This is a genomic window from Motilimonas sp. E26 (assembly GCF_021278025.1).
Lineage (GTDB): Bacteria > Pseudomonadota > Gammaproteobacteria > Enterobacterales > CBDFNC01 > Motilimonas.
The window spans coordinates 103,232-126,942 of record NZ_JAIBHJ010000002.1 but is presented as its reverse complement, the minus strand read 5'-3'; the positions used below and the strand labels follow the sequence as shown (position 1 = coordinate 126,942).

19 protein-coding genes and 1 riboswitch are annotated in these 23,711 nt (G+C 46.2%); of the genes, 8 read left to right on the top strand and 11 right to left on the bottom strand.

Annotated elements, in window-relative coordinates:
* Positions 1–172: 172 nt before the first annotated feature.
* Entirely contained in the window at positions 173–1,183 is a 1,011-nt protein-coding gene (glpX, locus tag K1M91_RS01895; RefSeq protein WP_232799866.1) for a class II fructose-bisphosphatase, read from the top strand.
* Between the two features lie 29 nt (positions 1,184–1,212).
* Here glpX and K1M91_RS01890 read toward each other — a convergent pair whose 3' ends face one another.
* The 9 genes from K1M91_RS01890 to K1M91_RS01850 form a co-directional block, all read right to left on the bottom strand.
* Positions 1,213–2,178, bottom strand: coding sequence for a LysR family transcriptional regulator (locus K1M91_RS01890; RefSeq protein WP_232799865.1), 966 nt, complete (start codon positions 2,176–2,178; stop codon positions 1,213–1,215).
* Positions 2,165–3,118: a LysR family transcriptional regulator gene (locus tag K1M91_RS01885; RefSeq protein ID WP_232799864.1), complete on the bottom strand. Its 954-nt coding sequence runs from the start codon at positions 3,116–3,118 to the stop codon at positions 2,165–2,167. Before K1M91_RS01885 ends, K1M91_RS01890 begins: the two co-directional genes overlap by 14 nt.
* Positions 3,119–3,252: 134 nt before the next feature.
* A complete protein-coding gene (locus tag K1M91_RS01880) occupies positions 3,253–4,221 on the bottom strand; it encodes an OmpA family protein (protein WP_232799863.1) in 969 nt (322 codons plus the stop codon).
* A gap of 237 nt (positions 4,222–4,458) precedes the next feature.
* A complete protein-coding gene (locus K1M91_RS01875; protein ID WP_232799862.1) occupies positions 4,459–5,241 on the bottom strand; it encodes a thiol:disulfide interchange protein DsbA/DsbL in 783 nt (260 codons plus the stop codon).
* A gap of 225 nt (positions 5,242–5,466) precedes the next feature.
* Positions 5,467–5,928, bottom strand: coding sequence for a RidA family protein (locus K1M91_RS01870; protein WP_232799861.1), 462 nt, complete (start codon positions 5,926–5,928; stop codon positions 5,467–5,469).
* 372 nt (positions 5,929–6,300) lie between these two features.
* On the bottom strand, positions 6,301–8,232 hold the full coding sequence (locus tag K1M91_RS01865) for a hypothetical protein (RefSeq protein ID WP_232799860.1): 1,932 nt from the start codon (positions 8,230–8,232) through the stop codon (positions 6,301–6,303).
* 12 nt (positions 8,233–8,244) lie between these two features.
* Positions 8,245–8,901, bottom strand: a complete 657-nt coding sequence (locus K1M91_RS01860; protein ID WP_232799859.1) for a hypothetical protein — start codon at positions 8,899–8,901, stop codon at positions 8,245–8,247.
* Entirely contained in the window at positions 8,902–10,431 is a 1,530-nt protein-coding gene (locus K1M91_RS01855; RefSeq protein WP_232799858.1) for a hypothetical protein, read from the bottom strand.
* A gap of 10 nt (positions 10,432–10,441) precedes the next feature.
* Positions 10,442–11,590, bottom strand: a complete 1,149-nt coding sequence (locus K1M91_RS01850; RefSeq protein WP_232799857.1) for a hypothetical protein — start codon at positions 11,588–11,590, stop codon at positions 10,442–10,444.
* A 463-nt stretch (positions 11,591–12,053) separates the two neighbouring features.
* Between K1M91_RS01850 and K1M91_RS01845 the strand changes: the two genes are divergently transcribed.
* Positions 12,054–13,703, top strand: a complete 1,650-nt coding sequence (locus tag K1M91_RS01845; protein WP_232799856.1) for a cellulase family glycosylhydrolase — start codon at positions 12,054–12,056, stop codon at positions 13,701–13,703.
* 100 nt (positions 13,704–13,803) lie between these two features.
* On the opposite strand, the gene K1M91_RS01840 is transcribed toward K1M91_RS01845, so the two are convergent.
* Positions 13,804–14,088, bottom strand: a complete 285-nt coding sequence (locus K1M91_RS01840; RefSeq protein WP_232799855.1) for a pyrimidine/purine nucleoside phosphorylase — start codon at positions 14,086–14,088, stop codon at positions 13,804–13,806.
* A gap of 257 nt (positions 14,089–14,345) precedes the next feature.
* Here K1M91_RS01840 and K1M91_RS01835 point away from each other — a divergent pair, with 257 nt between their 5' ends.
* Positions 14,346–15,161 carry a PhzF family phenazine biosynthesis protein gene (locus K1M91_RS01835; RefSeq protein WP_232799854.1) on the top strand — a complete coding sequence of 272 codons (816 nt, stop codon included), beginning with the start codon at positions 14,346–14,348 and terminating at the stop codon, positions 15,159–15,161.
* A gap of 190 nt (positions 15,162–15,351) precedes the next feature.
* Entirely contained in the window at positions 15,352–17,181 is a 1,830-nt protein-coding gene (locus K1M91_RS01830; protein ID WP_232799853.1) for an ABC transporter ATP-binding protein, read from the top strand.
* 200 nt (positions 17,182–17,381) lie between these two features.
* Here the strand turns inward: K1M91_RS01830 and ribB are convergent, their stop codons facing one another.
* Positions 17,382–18,035, bottom strand: coding sequence for a 3,4-dihydroxy-2-butanone-4-phosphate synthase (gene ribB / locus K1M91_RS01825; protein ID WP_232799852.1), 654 nt, complete (start codon positions 18,033–18,035; stop codon positions 17,382–17,384).
* A 135-nt stretch (positions 18,036–18,170) separates the two neighbouring features.
* Positions 18,171–18,340: riboswitch (FMN riboswitch) on the bottom strand.
* Positions 18,341–18,525: 185 nt separating this feature from the next.
* On the opposite strand from ribB, the gene K1M91_RS01820 reads away from it, so the two are divergent.
* From K1M91_RS01820 to K1M91_RS01805, 4 genes are all read left to right on the top strand, one after another.
* The gene (locus tag K1M91_RS01820) at positions 18,526–18,921 is read left to right on the top strand and encodes a hypothetical protein (protein ID WP_232799851.1); all 396 of its coding nucleotides are present in this window, start codon (positions 18,526–18,528) and stop codon (positions 18,919–18,921) included.
* Positions 18,922–19,089: 168 nt separating this feature from the next.
* Entirely contained in the window at positions 19,090–21,246 is a 2,157-nt protein-coding gene (locus K1M91_RS01815) for a TonB-dependent receptor (protein WP_232799850.1), read from the top strand.
* Positions 21,247–21,339: 93 nt separating this feature from the next.
* The gene (locus tag K1M91_RS01810; RefSeq protein WP_232799849.1) at positions 21,340–22,884 is read left to right on the top strand and encodes a PepSY domain-containing protein; all 1,545 of its coding nucleotides are present in this window, start codon (positions 21,340–21,342) and stop codon (positions 22,882–22,884) included.
* Positions 22,885–23,043: 159 nt separating this feature from the next.
* Complete coding sequence (locus tag K1M91_RS01805) at positions 23,044–23,385, top strand: hypothetical protein (RefSeq protein WP_232799848.1); 342 nt, start codon at positions 23,044–23,046, stop codon at positions 23,383–23,385.
* The last annotated feature ends 326 nt before the right edge of the window (positions 23,386–23,711 follow it).

The window sequence follows — 23,711 nt, the reverse complement described above, 5'->3', positions numbered from 1 at the left end:
TATTACAGTCATTTAAGTATAAGATACGCCTGTTAAAACAGATTAATCTAGTTGTTATACGATTTAATAAGATAAATAGACTTATTCTCGTATATATAGCAGCTAATACTATGCCGTTATAAGGTCGTTTTGTGCTAAGATCCGCGACCGCGGCAACTTGGAGTAGCGAAAGATGAGACGTGAGTTAGCGATCGAGATTTCCCGAGTCACAGAAGCAGCAGCATTGGCTGCATATAAGTGGGTTGGTCGGGGCGATAAAAATATAGCAGATGGCGCAGCGGTAGAAGCAATGCGTCATATCCTTAACCAAATAGATATCGATGGCGAAATCGTAATTGGTGAAGGTGAAATTGATGATGCTCCTATGCTGTACATTGGTGAGCATGTCGGTAGCGGCGCTGGTGATGCGGTTGATATCGCGGTAGACCCTATTGAAGGTACGCGTATGACGGCTATGGGGCAGTCAAATGCGGTTGCTGTTATTGCTGTTGCTGAAAAAGGCATGTTCCTTAAAGCACCAGACATGTACATGGAAAAGTTAATTGTTGGCCCTGATGCAAAGGATGCTATCGATTTAAACCGCTCTCTTGAACAGAATTTAAAAGCCATTGCATTCGCGTTAGGCAAGCCACTAGATAAGCTGACTTGTGCAACATTGGCAAAACCGCGTCATGATAAAGCGATTAAAGAAATGCAAGGTTTAGGCGTGCGTGTTTTCGCTATTCCTGATGGTGACGTAGCGGCGTCGGTGATGGCGTGTATGCCAGACAGCGAAGTGGACTTACTTTACTGTATTGGCGGTGCGCCAGAAGGTGTTATCTCTGCAGCTGTTGTTCGAGCATTAGATGGCAACATGCAAGCGCGCTTACTACCTCGTCCATTGGTGAAAGAGCCAACGGAAGAAAATATTCGCATTGGTGAAGAGGAAGTGGCACGTTGTGAAGCACTCGGTATTAAGGTAAAAGAAGTACTTACTCTTGAAATGTTAGCGCAGAACGACAACGTTATCTTTTCTGCCACCGGTATCACCAAAGGTGACTTGTTGGAAGGCGTTGCCATTAATGGGCGTTTAGCGACGACTGAAACGCTTCTTATACGCGGTAAATCAAGAACTGTTCGTCGTATTCGTTCGACACATTATCTGGATCGTAAAGATCAAGCGCTTAAAGATATAATTTTTTAATAAGTATCTCTGAGCAAATAAAAACCAGCTTAATTGCTGGTTTTTTTATACCTAGTATTCGCTGCTTCGATATCATTTATCGAGGTTTTGAGTAGTTCTAACCAAAGCTGTCGAAACCAGATGTGTAAGGGATCTTTGTGGGAGCGGGCATGCCAATAAAGCATTAGATCGACAGGTTCAATGCAAGGCACATCCAGTGGCACCATGTTGAGCTTATGCACCTCTGCTTGAGTGAGTTGCCAAGGCAGTACCGCGATATGCTTACCCGCTTTTAGCCCTTCAAGTAATACCACCATCGAGCTGGAATGAAAGGTCACTCGGCGTTGCAGTTTGTGCTTTTTATACAGCGCATCAACCATAGGCTCCACCGCACCGGTAGGGGTGTAGCGAATGTGGCTATAATTAGCGGTGTCTGCGAGAGTTATTTTATTTTTCGCAGCGAGTGGATGATGCTTCGCGACGACAAAGCGATAGCAGTCATTACTTATATGGCGCGCGTGTATGTTTGGCGGCGCATCGACCATGCCACCTAAGGCGAGATCGAGCTCACCATTTTCGAGCTTTTCAAAAATGTTTTTTGGTCTGCGAACAAACTCAAGTTCAATGTTTGGCGCGAATTCTAGCAAACTATCAAAGAGTGACTGCGTTAGCCTTGTGGCAGCAAAATCCATGGTGGTAAAACGGATCATGCCTTGGGTAGTGGCTGGATCAAACGTGGCAGGTTGCAAAATATTCTGAGCTAACAATAAGCTTTTCGTTAAATGGGGTTGTAGGCCTTTGGCTTTATCTGTTAGCGCAAATCCACCTTGCGCGCGGACTAAAATTGGATCGTCTAGTAGTAGTCGCAACTTGGCTAAGCGTTGGCTCATGGCCGGTTGGGTCAGATTTAATCGATCAGCGGCTTTACCAACTTGCTTCTCATCCAATAAGGCTGCTAAGGCGACTAATAAATTGACATCGGTCTGTTGTAAAAAAAGTAGATCAGAGCTCAGCATGGTCAGCCTCCTTACTGCATAAGACATTGTTTTGGTAGGCTGTCATGATCAGCTCTCTAATCCAAACATGCAGTGCTTGATGGTTTAAGTCTTCAGGCCAAACCATCATGGTTTCGGTATCACTGAGCTCGGGTATGTCAAATTGAGTCAGGCTTTCATTATCCGCTAACGCATGGGCTAAGGTGTGCGGCACGATAGCGGTCAAATAGCCGGTTTTCATGGCTTCAGCCAACACCACCATTGAGCCAGAGGTAAAACCGGGTTTGATGTTGAGTTGGTGTTGTAGCAAAAACTGTTCAAGTTGCGTGTCTACTTCACCCGCCACGGCATATTTTGCTTGGGGCAGTGTTAAAGATTCAGCCAAGGTTTCAATATTATTGTCATGGTAACGCTGCCCAACTAGCAGTGACCAGCGCTCAAAACCAACATGTACGCTGCTGACATTTTTTGGCAGCTTTTTAAAAGACCCAATGGCTAAATCGAGTTTACCGCTATTAAGTTGGCTGGATACGGAATCGGTTTGACGCACATACTCTAATTCTAAAAAGGGGGCTCGTTCGGCCACTTGCGTCAATATCTCTTCAATGCATAAGCTTGCTGCTAAATCATTCATGGTGAAACGAATCACGCCCTTTATTTTACTTGGATCGAACTCACTGCCTTTGAAAATGGTGCTGCTGGTTAGCACAAAATCATTCAGTTGGGTTTTTAGAGTCTGTGCCCTGCTGGTCAAAATCATATTTTGAGAGCCTTTTATCAGTAAAGGATCATCAAATAAATCGCGGGCACGGTTGAGTACGTGACTAATGGCTGATTGTGTCATGCCTAATCGCTCAGCGGCACGAGAAACGTGGGCTTCATCTAGCAACACTGCCAAGCTGATCAATAAATTTAAGTTAGATTGATTGAGGTTTTCAAGGGTAAGAGGTTTATCTATCATTTCCGGCAAAGTTGGTGCGTTTGCCGATAAAATATCAGTAAAGTGGAAACGGGGGAATCATTTACTGCATTGGTGCTGACCGTAAGCATAATGAGGCCAATTGCTGGCCTCATTATTTCACAACAAGTTAAGTGTTATTTCACTTCAACTTGGGTTTCGCCTGTGATGTCGATAGTCACATGACGATCTTGTGCACGTTCACTTTCAGCCATACCTGTTGCTTGAGTATCACCTTGCCAATTAGTGGTGATATGCTCAGCTTTAACGCCTTTTTGTACTAAGTAAGATTGTACAGAGGTAGCACGGGCTTGTGATAAACGCTCGTTGTATTCTTTATTACCTAACTTATCGGTAGCGCCTGTTAATTGTATTTCAGCAATGTCATTGGCATTGTAAAAGGCAACCGCTTCATCTAGTTGCTTTTTAGCTGTATCGGTCAGGGCGTATGAATCAAAACCAAACAATACTGCGTCAGATAGTGACGTTACGCGGTTTTCGTATACTGGTGTTGGCTCTGGAGTCACAATTGGCTCAGGCTCAATCGGTAATGGTTCCACTACCACTTGCTCCGCACCGCGGCCAATGTGCGCTACTAGCTCTAAACCAAAGTTATTTACGTCAGTTTTCACATTGTGTGAACGGCCAACGTTTTCAATGCGGCGGTAACGCGCTTGCAGATCTAAAGTGTCGTTGATGCGGTAAGTTGCACCTACGCCGCCTAGTGGAGACAGGCCTTCATCACGGTGACCTAAAGAATCAGAGCGGTAACCAAATGCACCAACTTCACCGAATACAGAGAAATTAGTAGAAAGGGGAAGGCGACCGATAATAGAGGTGTTGATACCTTGAAGAATACTGTCTTCGCCTGGAAGCTCTGTTTTACCTAAGTGGTTGTAGCCAGCTTCTAGGGCAAAATGTTCATTAAATTGGTAACCACCAAAAGCATTAAAGCTTTTATCTTTGTCATCACATGACGCTGCGCCAACTTGATCACAAGTATCTTCGTGTTGCGCCATACCTGCACCGCCACCGAAGTAAGTGTTGCCGGCAAATGCTGCACCAGAAGTTAACGCTAATGTAATCGCAAGAGATAATTTTTTCATTGTATACCTTCATATTATTATTGTTAGTCAATCTGAGCTGTGGCAAATCAAGTTGCCGCTTCAGTTGATGAAGAGCAGTCTAGGTGGGGAAGGTAAATAAGAGAATAGGGTTTTGTTAATGGTGAGTATGAATAAAACTTATAATAACTGTGATCTACCTCACTAGATGTAGATCACAGTTTAATATTTATGCAATATTAATTTTATTGTAAATAGATTAAGCGGCTTATCTAACGATTACTTAGTGCTTAACCATTCAATAGCTTTTTCCATTTCTCCTACGCTACTAAAGCCGCGGTTGAGTAGCACATATTTACCGCCTACTACCAAGGTTGGTACACCGGTGCTCTGTAGTTTACTTTCAACGGCAAAAGAGGCATCGAGTGCATTTTTCAGGTCCTCAGACTGACTAAATGCTTCAAACTTATCTTTATCAATACCTTGTTCAGCAAGAAAAGCTTCAAAGCTAGCTTGATCTTTAACAGTGCCGTTTTGTCTTGCTTCGAAATAGGCGGGGTGAGCTTTTTCCAGTACACCGAAGTGTTTAAAGGCTTGGAAGATCACAGCATCAAACACCCACTTTTCATTTAATAGTGAAGCATTGGCCGTCACTTTTAACTTTTCATTGGCCTTTAAGGTATTCATTAATGGTTCGGTAGCCTTACAAGCTGGACAGCCGTACCAAAAGAACTCGTGTACTTGATTAGTGTCTGCTGGAATAGCTGTTTCTAACACACGGTAATGGACATCTTGCTGGAATGGGTCATTGGCCGTGGCTATGGCTGCCGAGGTTAGCTCGGTTGCTTCGTTGTGAGCATGACCTTCGTGGCTGTCGGTTGCAGCTTCTGGTGTTGCTTCTTTTGCTACTGGTGCTTCGGTTGGCACAACAGTTGGCTCGACACTCACAGCTACTTCGGCACTTTTAGCCGTTGTGTCGGTAGGCACTTCTGATTGCTCAGAGCAAGCAGCAAGGGATGCGCCAAATAAGATGACGAGGCTTAGTTTGGTGATGGGGGTCATATCAAATCCGTTAATAATCACTAAATAATAAAAGAGTCGATTATGCCTGAGATAAATGAGTATGCCACTAGCTTGACTTAACTTTACACAGTTTAGTGACTGAAATGAAACCCCAGTATAGATTGAGCTGGCGATGTATGGCTGGCACTAGCAGAGGTTACAGCGTAAGCATCTAAGCTCCTAAAGCGGCCAAATAATCATTTTTAATCTTAACACTCTATCGGCCTAGTCGGTGACCTCAAAAATAGAGTCAATAATAATGGGTAAGTTGCCCCTGACAGAAGTTGCGCCAAAGACAGAGCGTGCATGAACGCCCTTTTCACCAAATACCTTAGCCATTAAATCTGAGCAGCCATCGAGTACCTTTGGATGTTGTTCAAAGTCTGGAGTTGCGTTGACAAAACCTTGCAGTTTTACCACACGACTGACTTTATCAAGCGAGCCTAATTCTAGTTTTACAGCGGCTAATATATCCAGACCCGTTGCTTTGGCAAATTCATAACCTTGCTCAACAGTATATTCTTGGCCAAGCTTACCTTTGGGTACAACACTTAATCCCGCTACAGGGCCTTTACCAGAAACATAAAGTAACTTGCCTGTACGTACACAATTACAGTAGCTTCCTTGCGGGTCGCTGGCAGTTGGTAAGTTTAAGCCAAGTTCTAATATTCTTTTATCGATGCTCATATTCGCTCCTATTTGTGATAGCCATGTTATTAAATTGTGCAGGCAATAAAGCGGCTATAAATGTAGTCAAGTAACTCTTAGGCTAAGGGGGCGGTTTACAACTTTACGAAACGCAGGCTCCAACTCCCTAAGGCTAACCAACTGAGACTAAATCATGGATTTCAAATGCCACTTTAATCGTTCGCCAGCTTGTTGTGAATATCTTTGTCAAATAAATATAAAGAAAGTAAGGGTTCAAGTGGCTTTGATCAGTCTAGGTAGTTCTTACTGTTATACCAGAAAAGTTCGTGCACTCCGTTTGGCTGAGGTGCAATAGTTGATAATCATAACTGGCTAAGCCCCATGACTGAGGCTCCCACCTCATATTTACTTCTATAGCTTGGTAACCCTCACTTGCTTAGGTGGGTTTGGTTGCGCCAGCACAAACGAGGCAAATGCGCCGCGATGTATTGGTGAGCCAACGGGTTGACCGAGAAAGTCATGACTGAGATCCACGCTATCGCTGCCGCCAGTGAGGGCGGGGGAGGTTTGCTCTAGGCTGGCTGGGGTTAAGCTGGCAATTTGTGGATCGGCAATTTCATCGCTGCTATCTAGCCACTCGGTAAAGTGGGCGCGATCTTTGTCACTCCAACTGTCGCTGGTGGTGTTATAGAGTAAGTTGTTGCTTACTTTTATCCAGCTTGGCGCATCACCGCGTTTACCGTAAGTGAGGTAGGGCATGGGATGACTGACGCGGATAACATTGTTGCTGACACTAAAGGTTGCGCCTTGGTCGGTGCCCATGCTGATGGCTTTAGGCTCAACATGGCTAGGTTTGCCACCACGAATATAGGTGCGCGAGGACTCATCGGACACATCATAAATGGTGTTGTTGTAGACATCAAAATGCCCCTTGATACCCCCGCCTAAGGTGATGCCGTAAGGAGAAGTGCCATTGTTTTCTTCGGCCACTGGGCCAAGGCCTGCGTTGATGATGACATTGTTATACACCTGCGCATCCACTTCCCAACAAGCAGGGCGCTGTTGTACTCCGTTGCTGTCTGTGTAGGTGCGACTGTAAGTGTGGATGTTAATGCCTGAGCCTTTTTGATTAATGATGTAGTTGTTATGGGCTTTTAGTACGCTGCCGGGTTTAAAGCCGCGGCAGAGATCATAGCCATAGTTCAGTTGATCGTAAAAATGCAGACCAAATTTGGCCTTGTTATCGTTTAAGTGGTTCCAGCCAAATTCCCAGCCAGTAATTGGCTCGTTGCCCTCGGCTGGAGTCCGTATGGTTAAATAGGTGGTGTGCTGAAAATGCGAGGTTTGATCGCAACCAATGTCGGTGATTTGATTACCAAAGGCTTTGAAGTTATCGTTGCTCGCGCCGCCGCCGACAATGGCACCCGACCAACCGTTTGAACACATGCCATCACGCTCACCAATGGCGTTACCCACCGCACGGCCCCATTGGTTGGTTGATAGCTGTGAGGTGGAGTTTTGCGGATTGGACACGGTTTGATAAGGCGCTCCTTCGCCCATATCAACTTGATCGCCTGCCAACACCTTGTACTTAGAAATAACGATGCCGCGGCTTAAATACGGATAAACGCCTCTCATTGGTCCCGATGCAAGAGCTTGGGTGTTGGGATAGCTAGCAATGGCGATTTGTTTTTCTTGGGTGCCTTCAAGGCCGACTAACCAAAGGCCTGCGCCAAGGGACTGACCGCCGCTAAGAGGGTGTTGCTCTTGAATTTCTTGCACGCCGTGGGAATAAGCGATATCACCTGCTTGTAATAAACGATTACCCGGCGCACGCGCGCCATAGGTCATACCATTAATAACTTGAAACGGGTCGTCAAAGCTGCCGCTGTTTTGGTTGTTACCGCCTGCTTTTACATGATAAATATTACCTTCACGTACGGTAAAGGGCAGGGTGTTGTCACTGCTAATACCCGCTTCATCAACAAGGCGAATACTTGCTTCACCAAGTCCTACACTCGTGGGAATCGAAAAAGCGACTTCATACAGTTGATGCGATGTCCATAAATCGGCTGGGCCACTGGGAAGTTGACCATCGGCTTTTTTCCAGTAGTAAATATGAGCGGCGGGGTGAGATTGACCTTGTTGGTCAACGATCGAGACGGTGCCTTGATTATCGCCTAAACGATAGCCCCACACCGTCACGATCGCCCCTTCTCCCAAACCGTCGCCTAAACCTGCATTGGGCCCTGAAACTAAATCACTAAAGGCTAAATGAGGGGCTGGCGCAGCCCAACCACTTAGACTGGTGATGAGCAGCAAACAACTAATGAAATATCGCATCGCTTTACCTCGTTATTGGGCGCTGACAAATTGGCTGATACGGCCATTGCTATCAAGGCTAGCTATTTCAAATTGATAGTCACCTTTGGGCAGCTCTATTTGCCATTGGGTTTGATCGCCCGAGATGCTCACTTCACCCGTTGCTTGGGTTTGGCTGTTGGTCCAGCGCAAGGTGTAGCTGGCGATATCACTGGCCAAAAGTACGCTGCCATCAATGCGAGAGTTTGGCGTTTGCCATTCAATTAAGTAGCGTTCGGTCAGCGCTGGTGGCGTATCTGGATCCTGCGTTGGGACCTCTGTCGGTGTTACCGTAGGTGCTACGGTTGGTGTTACCGTAGGTGCTACGGTTGGTGTTACCGTCGGTATTACGGTTGGAGTTACCGTAGGTGCTACGGTTGGTGTTACCGTCGGTATTACGGTTGGAGTTACCGTCGGTGTTACGGTTGGTGTTACCGTAGGTGCTACGGTTGGTGCTACCGTAGGTGCTACGGTTGGTGTTACCGTCGGTATTACGGTTGGAGTTACCGTCGGTGTTACGGTTGGTGTTACGGTTGGTGTTACCGTAGGCGTGGTTTCTCCGGTCTTTTCATCGTTGCCATCAGACCCACCACCACAGGCGGTGAGTGTTAATAATGCCAGAGGCAAGCAAAAGGTAAGTAGTCGATTCATTTAGCCTCCAGGCTGGTTAAGTTGGTAAACAAGAAACAGAGGTGGACGGGCATAATTGTTCAGGGTATCGGCATTTTTAAAGGCGACATAAAGCTTGCCTGTGTTGGCATCATAAGCGCCGCCTTTTAGGTTAATTAGACCAAGGCTATCGAGTTTGCCATAGTCATATGGGCGCACATCCCAAGGCTCTATTTCACCGTTTTTCACTCTCAGCATATCGGTGACGCGCCACAGCCAGTAATAGCTGTAGTTGTCAGCGGCGGCCAGACTACAAGGTCCGCCGCATAAATTGCCATTATCTTGGGTGGCTTTATAACCGATGCCAGATTCATGGCCGCCTGAATTACCTATGGTGAGATAGGTATTGGTTCCGGGAATAATGACACCAAAAGCGGCTTCACTGAGTGCGGTCCACAGTTGATTTTGCCTGTCGGTGTTGTACAAAACATCCTGCACACTGATGCTTAAATCACCATAGAGGGTCTTGTCATAAAGCATTTGTGCACGGCGATGAGGGAAGTCGAGTAATGCTTTGGTGGCAACGGGGCCATTGGTTTGTTGCAGCATGGTTTGTCTGGGCGACCAAATAAAACCTGATGGGCCAGTGGATAAACGACTATGAATAGAGCCGTGGGCATGACCTGAAATATGGGTGCCGCCAAAGTCAGCTTGCCAATTGTCGGGCACATCTGTTATCCAGCCTGCGACATGGGCAGCGCCATCAAGCTGATAGGGGCCGTGCATTTCGCTGTTGGCGAGATCGCTGGCATCGACAAAGCGCACCGAGGTATCTGTTTCGCCGCCGCCCGCATCGTACCAGTTCATGTAATTGACGATGAGCTGACCGTCGAGTAAATACAACCCATTGACCCGAAACCAGTTATCAATCCCTGTGTCTACACGATCGGTATTATGAAAGGGGGCGAAGTTCTGCAATGCTTGATCGCCGATATTAAATTCCGCTGGGTCGCGACTGTTTACTACCTCTGGGATGGCAAATTCGGCGATGCCTTGCTCATAGTCATGACCGACCACAAACAGGGATTGATTGTTGGGATTAAATGCAATCGCTGCTGGCGAGTAGTTCAAGTTAGGGTAAGCTGAGTCGCCAAACCGACCCGCCGATAAACGAAAGCCGCCAAGGTATTGCATATCGCTAATTTGCCATAAGGGTAAGTTGGCATTATCGGCCGGCTGTTGCTCGCAATGACTGTACTCAAAACTGCCAGTCCAAGGTGTTAACGTGCTTTGCTCACATTGCCTGTTTTGTTGTTCGCTTTGGCAAATTTCAGGGGCAATCACCACAGGGGCTAGGTAGCGAGTACGATTTTGCTTTTCACCTTCGGATAATCCCTCGCACAAATCGGGCTTCGCCGTTGGCTCTACTGTTGGTGCCAATGAAGGTGTGTTGCTGGGTTGGATTTCGCCATCGTTTGGTGAGGCTTCACTGCCGCTACTACCACCACAAGCGATTAAGGCCAAGCTTAGGCTAATAAGCGCTACGGGGCGCAAGATACAATGAGTTGGCATGAACATATCCTTATGGCTGTCGAGTTACACTCAATTGGCTTGGTGCGGATGGGGTGTGAGGATGAGCATCCATCACCACCAAATCGTCCATGGCATACCAGTCTTCGTAGCGCAGGCTATCGGGCAAGCTTTTATCTATGTAGTCGTTACCGCCCAGTTTGACGGCGTTCCAGCCCACCATCTTGTCTGCGTCGCCACCCACCCAAGCAATTTGGTAATTAGCAAACACCAGTTGATCATCAATCCATTGCTCATAATGGCCATCGGCAACGCCGGGGGCGGAATTCATTTTCACGTAGAAGGCCATTTTGCGCCATCCAGTGATACTCTCATCACCAAAGAATTCCCTCGGGTGGATCATGCCTTGCTGCCCGCCCTGTGGAATTAATAGCCCGGATTTCATGCCAACCAGCTTGGTATTGGGGTTATCGGTGACGCGATCTTGGTTTAAATCGGTGATGTTATTGTCAAAGTTTAAGCTCATGTCGCCACTGAGCATTTCCCTTGGTAGCCCTTTAATGGGGTTACTTTCTAAGTAGTAGTGGTTTGCTGGCGGGTAGCCGCGCATCCAAATGGTATTACGTAAGCCGTAGTTGTTGTGAACATAGTTCCAACCCGCAATGGGGCCGTTAAAGCCATCACGAAAGCCTTTGAATATTTCTCCACCTTCACCCCAAGTGTGAAGGATACGAAACAGCTTACTTAACGCTTTAGGGTGATCGCTATTAGGTGCCCATTTAATGTAAAACTCGGCGTAGACTTCGCTATACTCTTGGTCAAATTTTTTCGCCAAGATGCCATCGGACCACCACTTCCAATTGGGCTCAGATTTAGCATCGCGATAAAACACCACCGAGCGCTCGCCGCTGCGAGCTTTTTCGGCAAATGCACCAATTTCAATCGACTCATGACGATCAGCATCGCCCATGGATGGTGCGTAGGCTGGATCGGTGCGGATCACGGTCCAATTTGGCGGTGCAGGGTTGGCGTGTGGTCGTAGCCCAACGCCATTTGTATTCGGATAACCCGCTACCCAATCTGCTTGCTGTTCAAAATCTTCCGAAAAAATGATATTTGCTTGTAACTGAGAGCTGTTTAAAAAGCTAAGTAAAGTGATAGCAAAGAGATGAATCGATTTTGCGCGGTGAAATCGAAGCATAAATAGTTCGGTCCATTAGATATTAATGGCAAGATACTAAACTTATTTCATATGCAATAAAATGCATATTGTCTTGGCTTGTAATTTTTTTGCAGTTGATCAACTTTTAATTGTCGAGACGCAAGCCTGAGGGGAGTAATGAGTCGAAACAGAATGCTTGATAAAAAATGTGTGTAGGGATCAAAACAAACAAAAAAGTAGGGAGTGACTAAGTTGAAGTATCAGAAGTTATGGCAATAGTGATGTTGATTACCGTTGGACAAAAGCTGTTGCAAACTCGAGCCGCGTTAGAAAACTATTAAACCGATTAAGGTTTTGGGCTAGTTAGTAAGATATGGCTGCGGGTTTTGCTGTTGCTCTCATTATGATGCTTTTCATCTTTATTTATGAATATTTGATTGTACACTGACTCTGTTGTTTAAAAATCAAGCAGCGAGAAGATGTTTAATTCAAGGATGAATTTATGAAAAAATCCCTCATAGCGCTGGGTGTCGCGATGACATTTAGCCAACCTGTTTTAGCCGTTGACTGCAGTGGTATTGAAGCGTATCAAGGCAAAGGTGAATACACGAAAGATCAACAAGTTACCCATCAAAGCAATAAATTTCAATGTACTGTTCCTGGCTGGTGCGCCCTTGATGGTCCTTATGAGCCTGGTGTTGGTTGGGCATCGAGTAATGCTTGGCAAGATTTAGGCGTTTGTGATGCCGGCACTGATACGGGCGGTGGTACGGATACCGGTGGCGGCACAGATACTGGCGGCGGCACAGATACCGGCGGTGGCACAGATACCGGCGGTGGCACAGATACCGGCGGTGGCACAGATACCGGCGGCGGCACAGATACCGGCGGTGGCACGGATAGCGGTGGCGGCACAGATACTGGCGGTGGCACAGATACCGGCGGTGGCACAGATACGGGCGGTGGTACAGATACAGCGGGGCCATCATGTGATGCCACAGAAGATTGGCAAGCCAATGTTGCTTATGGCAGTGGTACTGTCATCGATTATCAAGGTGAGTTATATCAGGCGAATTGGTGGACGAAAGGCGCCAACCCTGAGCAAAATTCGGGCCCATGGCAAGTGTGGAGCAAGCAAGGCAGCTGCTCAACAGGCACAGATACGGGCGGCGGCGATACTGGCGGGGGAGATACCGGTGGCGGAGACACTGGCGGTGGCAACACCACAGACACGCCCGTTACAATCAATGGTCAGCTGTCGGTTTGCGGTACCAAGCTGTGTAACGAAAAACAGCAGCCAATCCAGTTAAAAGGCATGAGCAGCCACGGCTTGCAGTGGTATGGTTGGAACAACTGTTTAACCGAGAAATCACTTGATGCCCTTGCTAAAGATTGGCAAGCCGATGTGCTGCGTATTTCACTTTACGTGCAAGAAGGCGGTTATGAAACTGACCCGCAAGGCTACACCGAACAAGTGAACCGCTTAATTGCCGAAGCCGCTGAGCGCGGTATGTATGCGCTAGTTGATTGGCACCAGCTTGATCCGGGCGATCCAAATTACAATCTAACCAATGCTAAGCGTTTCTTTACCGATATTGCTAACGCTAACAAAGATCGTAACAATATCATTTACGATATTGCCAACGAGCCTAACAAAGTGAGTTGGGATCGCATTCAATCTTACTCGACTGAAATTATCCCCGTGATCCGCGCGATTGATCCTGATGCGGTGGTATTAGTGGGTACTCATGGCTGGGCAAGCTTAGGGGTGTCCGATGGCGCGAGTTATCAAGATATCGTTAACAATCCAGTGCCATTTGATAATGTGATGTACACCTTCCATTTCTATGCCGCTAGTCATGATGATTACTACCGTCAGCAGCTAACGGCCGCCAGTGAAGTGTTGCCATTATTTGTTACCGAGTTTGGTACGCAAACTTATACCGGCGATGGTAACAATGACTTTGTCAGTGCACAGGCTTATTTAGATATTCTAAATAATAAGCAAATTAGCTGGGTTAACTGGAACTATTCGGATGATTTTCGCAGTGGTGCAGTATGGCAGCAAAGCACCTGTCGTAACGATGGTCCTTGGACTGAGGCGAGCTTAAAACCTGCAGGTAAATGGGTTCGTGAGCAAATGCGTAAGTAATGTTTAGCCTGTCAAAATCATAAGGCGGGCATGGTTTCACGCAAAAACGGCAGCCATCGGGCTGCCGTTTTATTTTTCGAGCTAATGGCTAGCTTGGCAATTAACCTTCGTATTTACAAAGGTAAGCCGTATCAACATCTACTTTTACTGAAAAGCTAGAGTTAGCTTCCACTGGGAACATTTGACCGTCAGTGTAAGTTTTCCACTCATCAGAGCCAGCTAGTTTAATGGTTAAGCTACCGCTTACCACTGTCATGTATTCTTTAGCGCCAGTAGAGAACTCGTACTCGCCTTTTGCCATCACACCTACAGTTGCAGGAAGATCTTGGCCTTCAAAGGCAATCGATTTCACTTTACCGTCGAAATATTCGTTTACATTAAACATTTTTATAATCCCTATGTATAAACTTTTATAAGTTTAATGGTGTTGTGTTTTCCATGGGGCCATGCAGGCTCTCGCAAGGATTTTGTTATTAATTTCGGCGCCAAGTATGCCTTTAGGCTATGACGGAGACAAGTAAAACTAGGTTGAAAGGCTCAGATATTGATGCTTAACAACTCATCTTTGCAGCTTATTGTCTTGCGTCATCTTTGCTCAGCTTTTATGGTATCAAAGAAGAACCACTGTTAATGGGAATAAGGATGTTAACGTTATTTCAAATCGATGCATTTAGCGATGAGCTATTTAAAGGCAATCCCGCAGCGGTAGTGCCGTTAGAGTCATGGTTAAGTGATGAATTAATGCAGCAAATTGCCGCCGAGAATAATTTAGCGGAAACAGCTTTTTTTGTGCCCATCAGCCAAGGTCAATATCAGATCCGCTGGTTTACGCCAGCCTGTGAAGTCCCTTTATGTGGTCATGCCACCTTGGCCAGCGCCTTTGTGTTGTTTAATGAAATGGGAGTTAATGGAGAGCAGGTGGTGTTTCACAGTAAAAGCGGTGAGCTAACGGTGACAAAATCAGGTGAGCAATTACAGTTAAATTTCCCGCAAATTCCAGCTGCCATGGTGGCTGATGAGTTGATCCCTGCTGACATTGAACTTGGCTTGGGTGTGCCCGTTGCAAATGTATTAGAAGCCACTAACCAAGACGACCCTGTTTATTTAGTTGTACTCGACAGTGTGCAGCAACTCAGGGCGCTGACACCAGATATGAACATTTTAGCTCGCTTGCATCCCCACTCTGTTTTGGTGACAGCATTGGGAGAGGAAGGATCTGACTATGACTGCGAGTCGCGCTTTTTCCTGCCCAGTTATGGTATAGATGAAGACCCAGTTACTGGTATGGCGCACTGCATTTTGGCGCCCTATTGGAGCCGACAGTTAGAGAAAGCGAGTATCAACGCATATCAAGCATCTAAACGCGGGGGCGCAATGCACTGTAAGCTATTGGCCGCGGGCAGAGTGCTGTTATCAGGCCAAGGAAAAAAATACCTATCAGGCCACATCCACCTGTAATGCTGGTACGATAAGTTGGTCGCTTACATGGCCAACTTAATTGATTTATAAATGAAAAATTAGAACAAACAATGCGCATTTTTAGTTAGATCCGACTGCCTGATTTCGCTTATCATATTCAGTTCACCTATTCGGCAGCTTTGTTGCCGATTTTGCCTCTTCTTTACCTGCAAATAAAAAAGGATATGCCATGTTTGGCTTTTTTGAACGCCTACTGCCTGCTTTTCCGCCCGAAGAGCCGACCCAGCCACCAAAGGGGTTGTTAGCTTTTTGCCGACACTACACCAAGGGAATGTGGATCCCACTGCTTCTGATGTCATTATTAACAGCATTAGGCGCAGTATTAGAGGTATCATTATTTCGTTTCATGGGACAACTTGTTGATTGGTTAGCGGATAAAAACCCAGACACTTTCCTAGCAGAAGAGTCGGGCACACTGATTTATATGAGTATTGTGCTGCTGGTGGCGATGCCTTTAGTTGGTCTATTGCATTCGTTGTTGGTGCATCAAACCTTATTGGGTAATTATCCGATGTCAATCCGCTGGTTGGCACACCGGTTTTTACTTAAACAAAGTGTGTCGTTTTATGCCGATGATTTTGCAGGGCGGATTTCAACTAAGGTGATGCAAACCGCGCTGTCGGTGCGTGAAACCGTGATGAAGCTACTTGATGTCCTAATGTATATTGTGGTGTATTTCACCTCTATGCTGGTATTGGTTGCCTCGGCTGATTGGCGTTTAATGCTGCCTATGTTGGTATGGTTGGCCGCTTATGTTGGCATTCAAATGTATTTTGTACCTAAGCTACGTGCAATTTCAGCTGAACAAGCTGATGCGCGTTCGATGATGGCGGGTCGTATTGTCGATTCATACACCAATATCACCACCGTAAAACTATTCTCACACACTAACCGTGAAGCCGACTATGCCAAAGAAGGCATGGACGAATTTATGGCGACGGTGTACAAACAAATGCGCTTAGCAACCAGCCTGAATATGTCGGTCAACGTTATTAATTATCTACTGGTATTTGTTATTTCGGCGATGGCTATTTGGCTTTGGTCTGGCAGCTTAATTACGGTTGGTGCTATTGCCATTGCGGTGTCATTAGCGCTACGTTTAAACGGCATGGCGCAATGGATCATGTGGGAAGTCAGTGCCTTATTTGAAAACATGGGCACAGTGACAGACGGCATGAATACCCTGTCTAAGCCATTACAAATTCAAGATAAAGCGGGTGCGCAGCCGATAGTAGTTAATAAGGGCGAAATTAAATTTGATCAGGTTGGTTTTCACTATGGTGAGGACAAAGGCGTGATTAATAATTTGCAATTTACCATTAAACCGGGCCAGAAAATTGGTCTAGTGGGTCGCTCGGGAGCCGGTAAATCAACCTTAGTGAACTTGTTGATGCGTTTCCACGATGTTGAGTCAGGACGTATTCTCATTGACGATCAGGACATTCGTGAGATCCAACAAGATAGTTTGCGCGCGCAAATCGGCATGGTAACGCAGGACACCTCGTTGCTGCATCGTTCGGTGCGAGAAAACTTGCTGTACGGACGCCCAGATGCCACTGAAGAAGAAATGATTGCTGCGGCCAAGCAAGCCGAAGCCCATGAGTTTATTCTCGGTTTAACGGATCCTAGTGGCCGCACAGGCTATGATGCCCATGTGGGTGAGCGCGGCGTGAAGTTATCCGGTGGTCAGCGTCAACGTATTGCCATTACCCGAGTGTTATTAAAAGATGCGCCGATCCTGATTTTAGATGAAGCCACCTCGGCGCTGGACTCAGAAGTAGAAGCGGCGATTCAAGCTAGTTTATATAAACTCATGCAAGGCAAAACCGTTATTGCTATTGCTCACCGCTTATCAACCATCGCCGCGATGGATAAACTGATCGTGCTGGATAAAGGTGAAATTGCCGAGCAGGGCAGTCATGCTGAACTGGTCGCGGCTGGTGGGATTTACGCCCAGCTATGGGCGCATCAAACGGGCGGCTTCCTTGGCGAGGATTAAGTTCCTATTCGCCGAATAAATTCGGCTCCTACACGATATTCCCCCGTAGGAGCCGAGCTTGCTCGGCGAATGATATTCTGAACTTAGCAATATCGCCGAGTATATTTGCCCTCTACACGATATTCCTTCTATAGAGGAACTGAGCTTGCTCAGCGAAAAAGCGCTTTATCGCCCCATGACTGGGGCTCCTACCTAATAAATTAACCCGCCAAGCTTTGCTGGCTGTTAATGTAACTCACCAAATCTTCAATCGACAGTACGGGCATTTGATGTTGCGTAGCAAACTTAACCACTTCAGGTAAGCGTGCCATTGAGCCATCAATATTGTTTAATTCGCAAATCACGCCAAAAGGATCGAGTCCGGCTAGTCGCATTAAATCGACCGACGCTTCGGTATGACCGCGTCTTACTAACACGCCGCCATTGACCGCTTTTAGCGGAAACACATGGCCGGGACGTGATAAATCTTCGGGCTTGGCGTTGGCTGCGGTGGCGGCTTTGATGGTGGTCACGCGATCGGCGGCGCTAACACCTGTGGTTACGCCTTCTTTTGCTTCGATAGTCACAGTATAAGCGGTGTGATTTTGGCTGGTGTTGTTGCTAACCATTTGTGGTAAATCGAGCTGCTTAACACGCTCTTCTGGTAAACATAAACACACAATACCGCTGCCTTCGCGGATCATCATCGCCATTTGTGCGGTAGTGAGGTGCTGCGCTGAAAAAATAAAATCCCCTTCGTTTTCACGATTTTCATCGTCAACAACCAGTACACCTTGGCCTTGTTGTAGGGCGATTAATGCCGTTTCAACACGCTGCATCGGGGTGCCAAATGGGGTTAATAAAGACTGACTCATGGTAAATTCCTTCTATAAATAGATACCAGAATCAGGGCTGATAGAGGACGTGTTTGACCACGAAAAAAGCCTACGCAAGTGCCCATTAGCAAATGGCTGACAATAGCCTGCTAACGGACGAGCCCGCGCATTATTTTTTATTCTCTCTCATCCGGACTATGACCGTCGGCTCTGGAGTTACACCAGATCTGCTGACCTTGCTTAAACAGAGTTAACCAAGCGCTCGCGGGCTTTTGTTTATCTCGACATCGAGGTGAAAACAATTTACCGCCGGTGGGGAATTGCGCCCCGCCCTGAGAATGTGCTTAAAAAGCGCGGATAGTTTACTGCTATAGCAATAAGTTGCAAGTGGTTGGTTATTTGCGTTTTATTTAATGCTGTTAACGAAATGTTGCATTTGCTTTGCTGAGTCGCTAATCTGCGCGCCATGAAACAAGGATGTTTTCGACATTGGGCACGATTTCTCGTTATATCAGTTCTGCTGAAGCTGATGCTGCCCTTCTATGCCAGCGCTGCCAGTGCCGTTAATCCGGCGCTGCAGGGTTACGATCCGAACGAAAAAATACTGATTTGTACCGCCACGGGATTTAAGTGGGTTAAGGCAAGTGAGCTATTTGCTGGCAATGCGATGGCTACCAGTGATGGTCTTAATGCCGATGTTGCTAATTTGGATGGTCACGGCGATTCTCCTTTTTCTAAATTTAAATGCGCTTTATGTGTACCTGCAGTCGATCTTAGTGCACTGCAGCAGGTCTATCTTGGCATCAAACCTAGCTTATTATTAAGCCAGCTCACTGCTATTTGGTATCAATCTAATGGCCTTGAATATGCAAATGTTATTTGGTTTCAACCCCTCCTGCGCGCCCCGCCGCCACAACACGTTTAACCGCCTCATTTAATCTGATTTTGTTGGAAAGCTTTGCGGTGTAACTTTGGTTGCCGCTTGATTTTTCTTGCAAATTCAATATCAAAATTAATTTTGCTAACGAAAGTGATTGTTTGGTTGAGATGCCAATAAAGCGCCAACTTAGCTGATAAACGTGTTGAATTAGAAATGAATATAACAACTAAAAAAACCTTAATCGCATTGGCGATGAGCAGTATTGTACCTTTTGCCGCGTTTGCGCAATCTGAGCAAGGGCAAACTGAACCGGGCCAAATTGAAACGACGACTAACAGCGTTGATACCATGGTGATCACTGCCACTCGTGAAGGTAAATCCCGTAGCGAGTTGGCGGAAAGTGTTAGCGTGCAAGACAAAGAAGAAATTGAAGCTGTCTCGCCATCTCACCCCGCAGAGTTACTTAATCGAGTGGCGGGTGTGCATGTTAATAACCTCGGCGGCGAAGGGCATATGACGTCAATCCGCCAACCAATTTCAACCAGTGGCGTGTATCTGTTTTTAGAAGATGGGGTGCCGACTCGTCCTACCGGTTTCTTCAATCACAACGGTTTATACGAAGTGAATATTCCTCAGGCCGAGCGAGTGGAAGTGACCAAAGGACCAGGATCATCACTCTATGGTAGCGATGCCATCGGCGGGGTGATTAACTCGGTGACTGAGGCCTGTCCCGATTACGCGTCAGGGCGAGTAAACCTTGAAGGGGGAGAGCATGGCTGGAAACGCGCGCTGGTTTCTGGTGGCACTGATATTAATGACGATCATGGCATGGCATTTAAGTTAAACCTGACTGACAGTGACGGTTATCGTGATGAGTCAGAATATCAGCGTTACTCTACCTCACTGCGTTTTGACGGCAATCTTTCTAGTGCGACCAGTTACAAGTTGATCGCAGCTTATACCGGTGTTGACCAAAGTGGCGTGTCAGATTTAGAAGAAGATGATTACAAAAATAATCCGACCAAGAATAAATACCATGGCGACATTGGTTTTCGTGATGTGAGTGCCTTTCGCTTAACGGGGGAAATTGCCACCGAGCTAAGTGATGTATCGCTACTGAGTTTTACGCCCTTCTATCGTGATAACACCACTAAGATGATGCCCAGTTGGATGGTAACTTATGATCCGAACATTCGTGAAACCAACTTCCAGTCATTTGGTCTATTAAGTAAGTACCGTTATAACTTTGAGCAAGGTGAATTGATCACCGGTGTCGACATCGACCACACTGTATCTGACTACCAAGAAAAGCAAATTTCGGTAACCAAGCAAGGCGACATTTTTACCGATTACAGTGAAACAGGTCGTACTCATTACGATTATGATGCTGACCAAACCTCTATTTCACCCTATGTGCATGGCGAATGGACACCAGCAGATAATTGGCGTTTAGTGGCTGGGCTGCGTTATGACTATTTTCACCTTGATTACACCGATAATCTTGACCGCAGTGTCAGTGAAATTATTGGCCGAGGCCGTTGGTTGCGCCCCGATTCTCAGTCTCTTGATTTTAACCACCTCAGCCCCAAACTGGGCGCGGTGTATAGCTTTAATCAAGGTCATCAAACCTATGCCAATTATCGTAATGCGTTTCGTATTCCTTCCGTTGGCCAGTTATTTCGCTCTGGCTCAACGGTTAATACCACGGATCTAAAACCAGTTGAATCAGACAGTTTTGAAATAGGTTTTCGTGGTGATTTAAGTGATAGCTTTGGCTATGACCTGACCTTGTACCACATGATAGTGAAAAACCAAGTGGTCAGCTATATTGATGGCCGCGATCGTAAAACCACCAATGCCGGTAAAACGCAGCACCAAGGGATTGAGTTGTCGTTGGCAGGTGACCTAACTGACGAGTGGGGTATGAACGCGGGCTTTACTTACAACCAGCAAGAGTACAAAGCCTATCAATATATTTACTCTTGCTATCCACCAGCTTGTGTTCCTCCAGTGGTTGAAACGCGCAACTATGCTGGTTTTGATGTCGGTAAAGCGCCCAACACCATGGGTAATCTTGCATTCCAATACGCGCCGTTAGCCTTAGATGGACTAGCAATAGAGGTTGAGTGGGAGCACTTAGGTGAATACTACACCGACGAAACCAACACCAATAAATATCAGGGCCATGATTTATTTAACTTGCGCGCCAGCTATGAAATTAGCGACCGCGTGATGTTGCGTGGTCGGGTAATGAACTTAGCGGATACACGTTATTCTACTTACACCTCCAACCAAGTGGGTAACCCTAATATTTCCTATCGTCCGGGTGCGCCACGCAGTTTTTACTTAGGTATTGACGCACAGTTTTAAGGGCTGATTTTAGAATACGGCTCCAAGAACTTGGTGATTGGCAACATAGGTGCTTGGAAGCTGTTGATGGTAAGGCATATGTAAGGTATTCCCATGCAGTTTAAATTTTTAAAGCCGCTGTTAAAGCCGGCTAAAACATGGCACAACCGTCTCGCTTGGTTGGCGTTTATTAGCCTATTTATCTGGGCGTTGTCGGGGTTGTTACATCCGCTAATGAGTTGGACTGGGCCAAAGTTGGCGGCTTTTTTTCCGCCTAAAGCCGTATTACCCGCCAGTTTGGTAAGCCAAGTGCCAGCGGTGTTAAAACAACACCAAATCAATCAAGCGTTATTGGTGAAGGTTGTGCCCTCGGTCAATGGGGCGGTGCTACAGGTGACGCAAGATGAATTGGCGCCGCGGCGTTACTTTGATTTGAGTAATTATCGTGAGTTAGCCGATCATGATGTTGAGCATGCTAAGTGGTTAGCGCGTCATTATACCGGCCTCGCTGATACGGCGATCAAGTCCGTCACCCTGCAAACGCAGTTTGATCATGCTTACCCTTGGGTTAACCGCTTGCTGCCGGTGTATAAAGTGGCGTTTGACTCGCCCGATGGTCTCACCATCTATGTACACACGGAAACCAACGCCCAAGCTGGGCTCACTAATGACTACAAAATTCAAGTGCAAGGCTGGTTTCGTACTCTACACACTTGGCATTGGTTAGATGATTTTGAGTATGCGCGAGTATTGCTGGTGGGATTACTAATGTTAGTGCTGGTGCTAAGCACGCTAACTGGTATGGCGCTGGTACTTTCTATTAAGCGCAGCGCTAAGGCGACTTGGCAGCGTAATGTGCATCATTTAGTGGCGTATGCTATCTGGTTGCCTTTACTGGGCTTTAGTGGCAGTGGCTTGTATCACCTGTTACATGCTGCCATCGCTGACCAACACAACGGTTTGCGTTTAGCGCAGCCATTGACTTGGCAAGACGATGAACTCAACCAACAAATATGGTCTAGCAAAGAGCTTGGCTTTATGCTGAATGGTTTAAGTTTAATTCGCGACCCGCAAGGGCAGTTAATTTATCGCTTAAGTTTACCAAGTAACAAAGCGGGTAAGGGCGGCCATGTCCATGATGCGGTGAAAACGGCAGGTAAAGATGAGCACCGTCATCACGGTCATCAAGCCCCGCAACGTGACGCGATTTATGACGGCATCGCCATTACGGATCCGGCGTTGTACATCTCGGCGAAAACGGGCCAGCAAGTGGCATTTAACGATGAAAAACTGGTGATAGCAATGGCTGAGCAACAGTTGGGTTTATCCCTTGAGCAGCTGCAAGGCACTCAGCTTATTACGCACTTCGGTTTACATTATGATTTTCGCAACAAGCGCTTGCCTGTGTGGCAACTGGATTATGATAGCAAGCTAGGTGATAAGGTATTTATTGATCCGGCGACAGGGATCTTAGTCGACCGCCTCACCGACAACGCACGCTACGAAGGTTATTCGTTTAGCTTTTTACATAAATGGAACTTTACTCGGCCATTTATGGAGCGCACCACCCGTGACGTTATAATGAGTTTAGTTTTAGGGCTAGCCATGCTCTTCGCTGGGTTAGGGATAGTGCTTAAGATAAGACGCAAGGCATCATAAGGCTCTTGTTTTAAAGCGACTTGTCATAGCTAAATATCTCAGAGGGGGAAGCAATGGCTTATCTCCTCTAATTCAATAAGATATAAACCAAATCAAGGTTTTTAAGTGATAAGTGAGTCATTATGTTTCGATTGTGAATTTTGATTTTAGGAGTGCCATTTGGACGTTTTAGCAGGTTTAGTTGAAGGTGTTTTTTTTCTAGTCATCTTTTTCTTTATTACATCCATTATTTTAGCTGTACAGTTAGGTGTTGTTGCGATTATTGCAAAGTTGGGTTGGGACGCTTGTAATAAGTCGCTGCAAGAGACTAAAGATACTAAAGCAAAGGGATTTGCTCGTTTTTTTATTATCGTCCTGTTTGCGGCATTTATCTTTAAAACTATCCCCTTTATGGTTGATGCTGCAGTTTGGGTGACTTCAGCCATCCCATTTGTTGCCAAGGAATCAAAAGAGCTTGAAGATAATGCATCGGAGGCTTGGAAGTTTATTACCCAAGATTGAAAAAGTAGTACCCAGTATGGGGCCAGGGTGGGATTCCACTTTGAACAGAAAATGTGCAGCAACTAAAGGTGCAGATAAATGTGTAATCGAATTGCACATATTTTGTTCGCACGTTTTGTAATGGGCAGACTTCTAGCAAGAGTTCATAGCTAATTTTGACTGTTAAATATACACAATAGCCTTATTTATATTGTGAGATCTCGCCCTGAGTATGGGGCTAGTAAGTATGAGCAAAAAGATGCTGGACTAGGGCTAGGCTCTTGCCTTGAAATCTTAAATAAGGTCATATGCTTTGTGGTAGGGTGAAACTAATAGCTTTCCTCTAG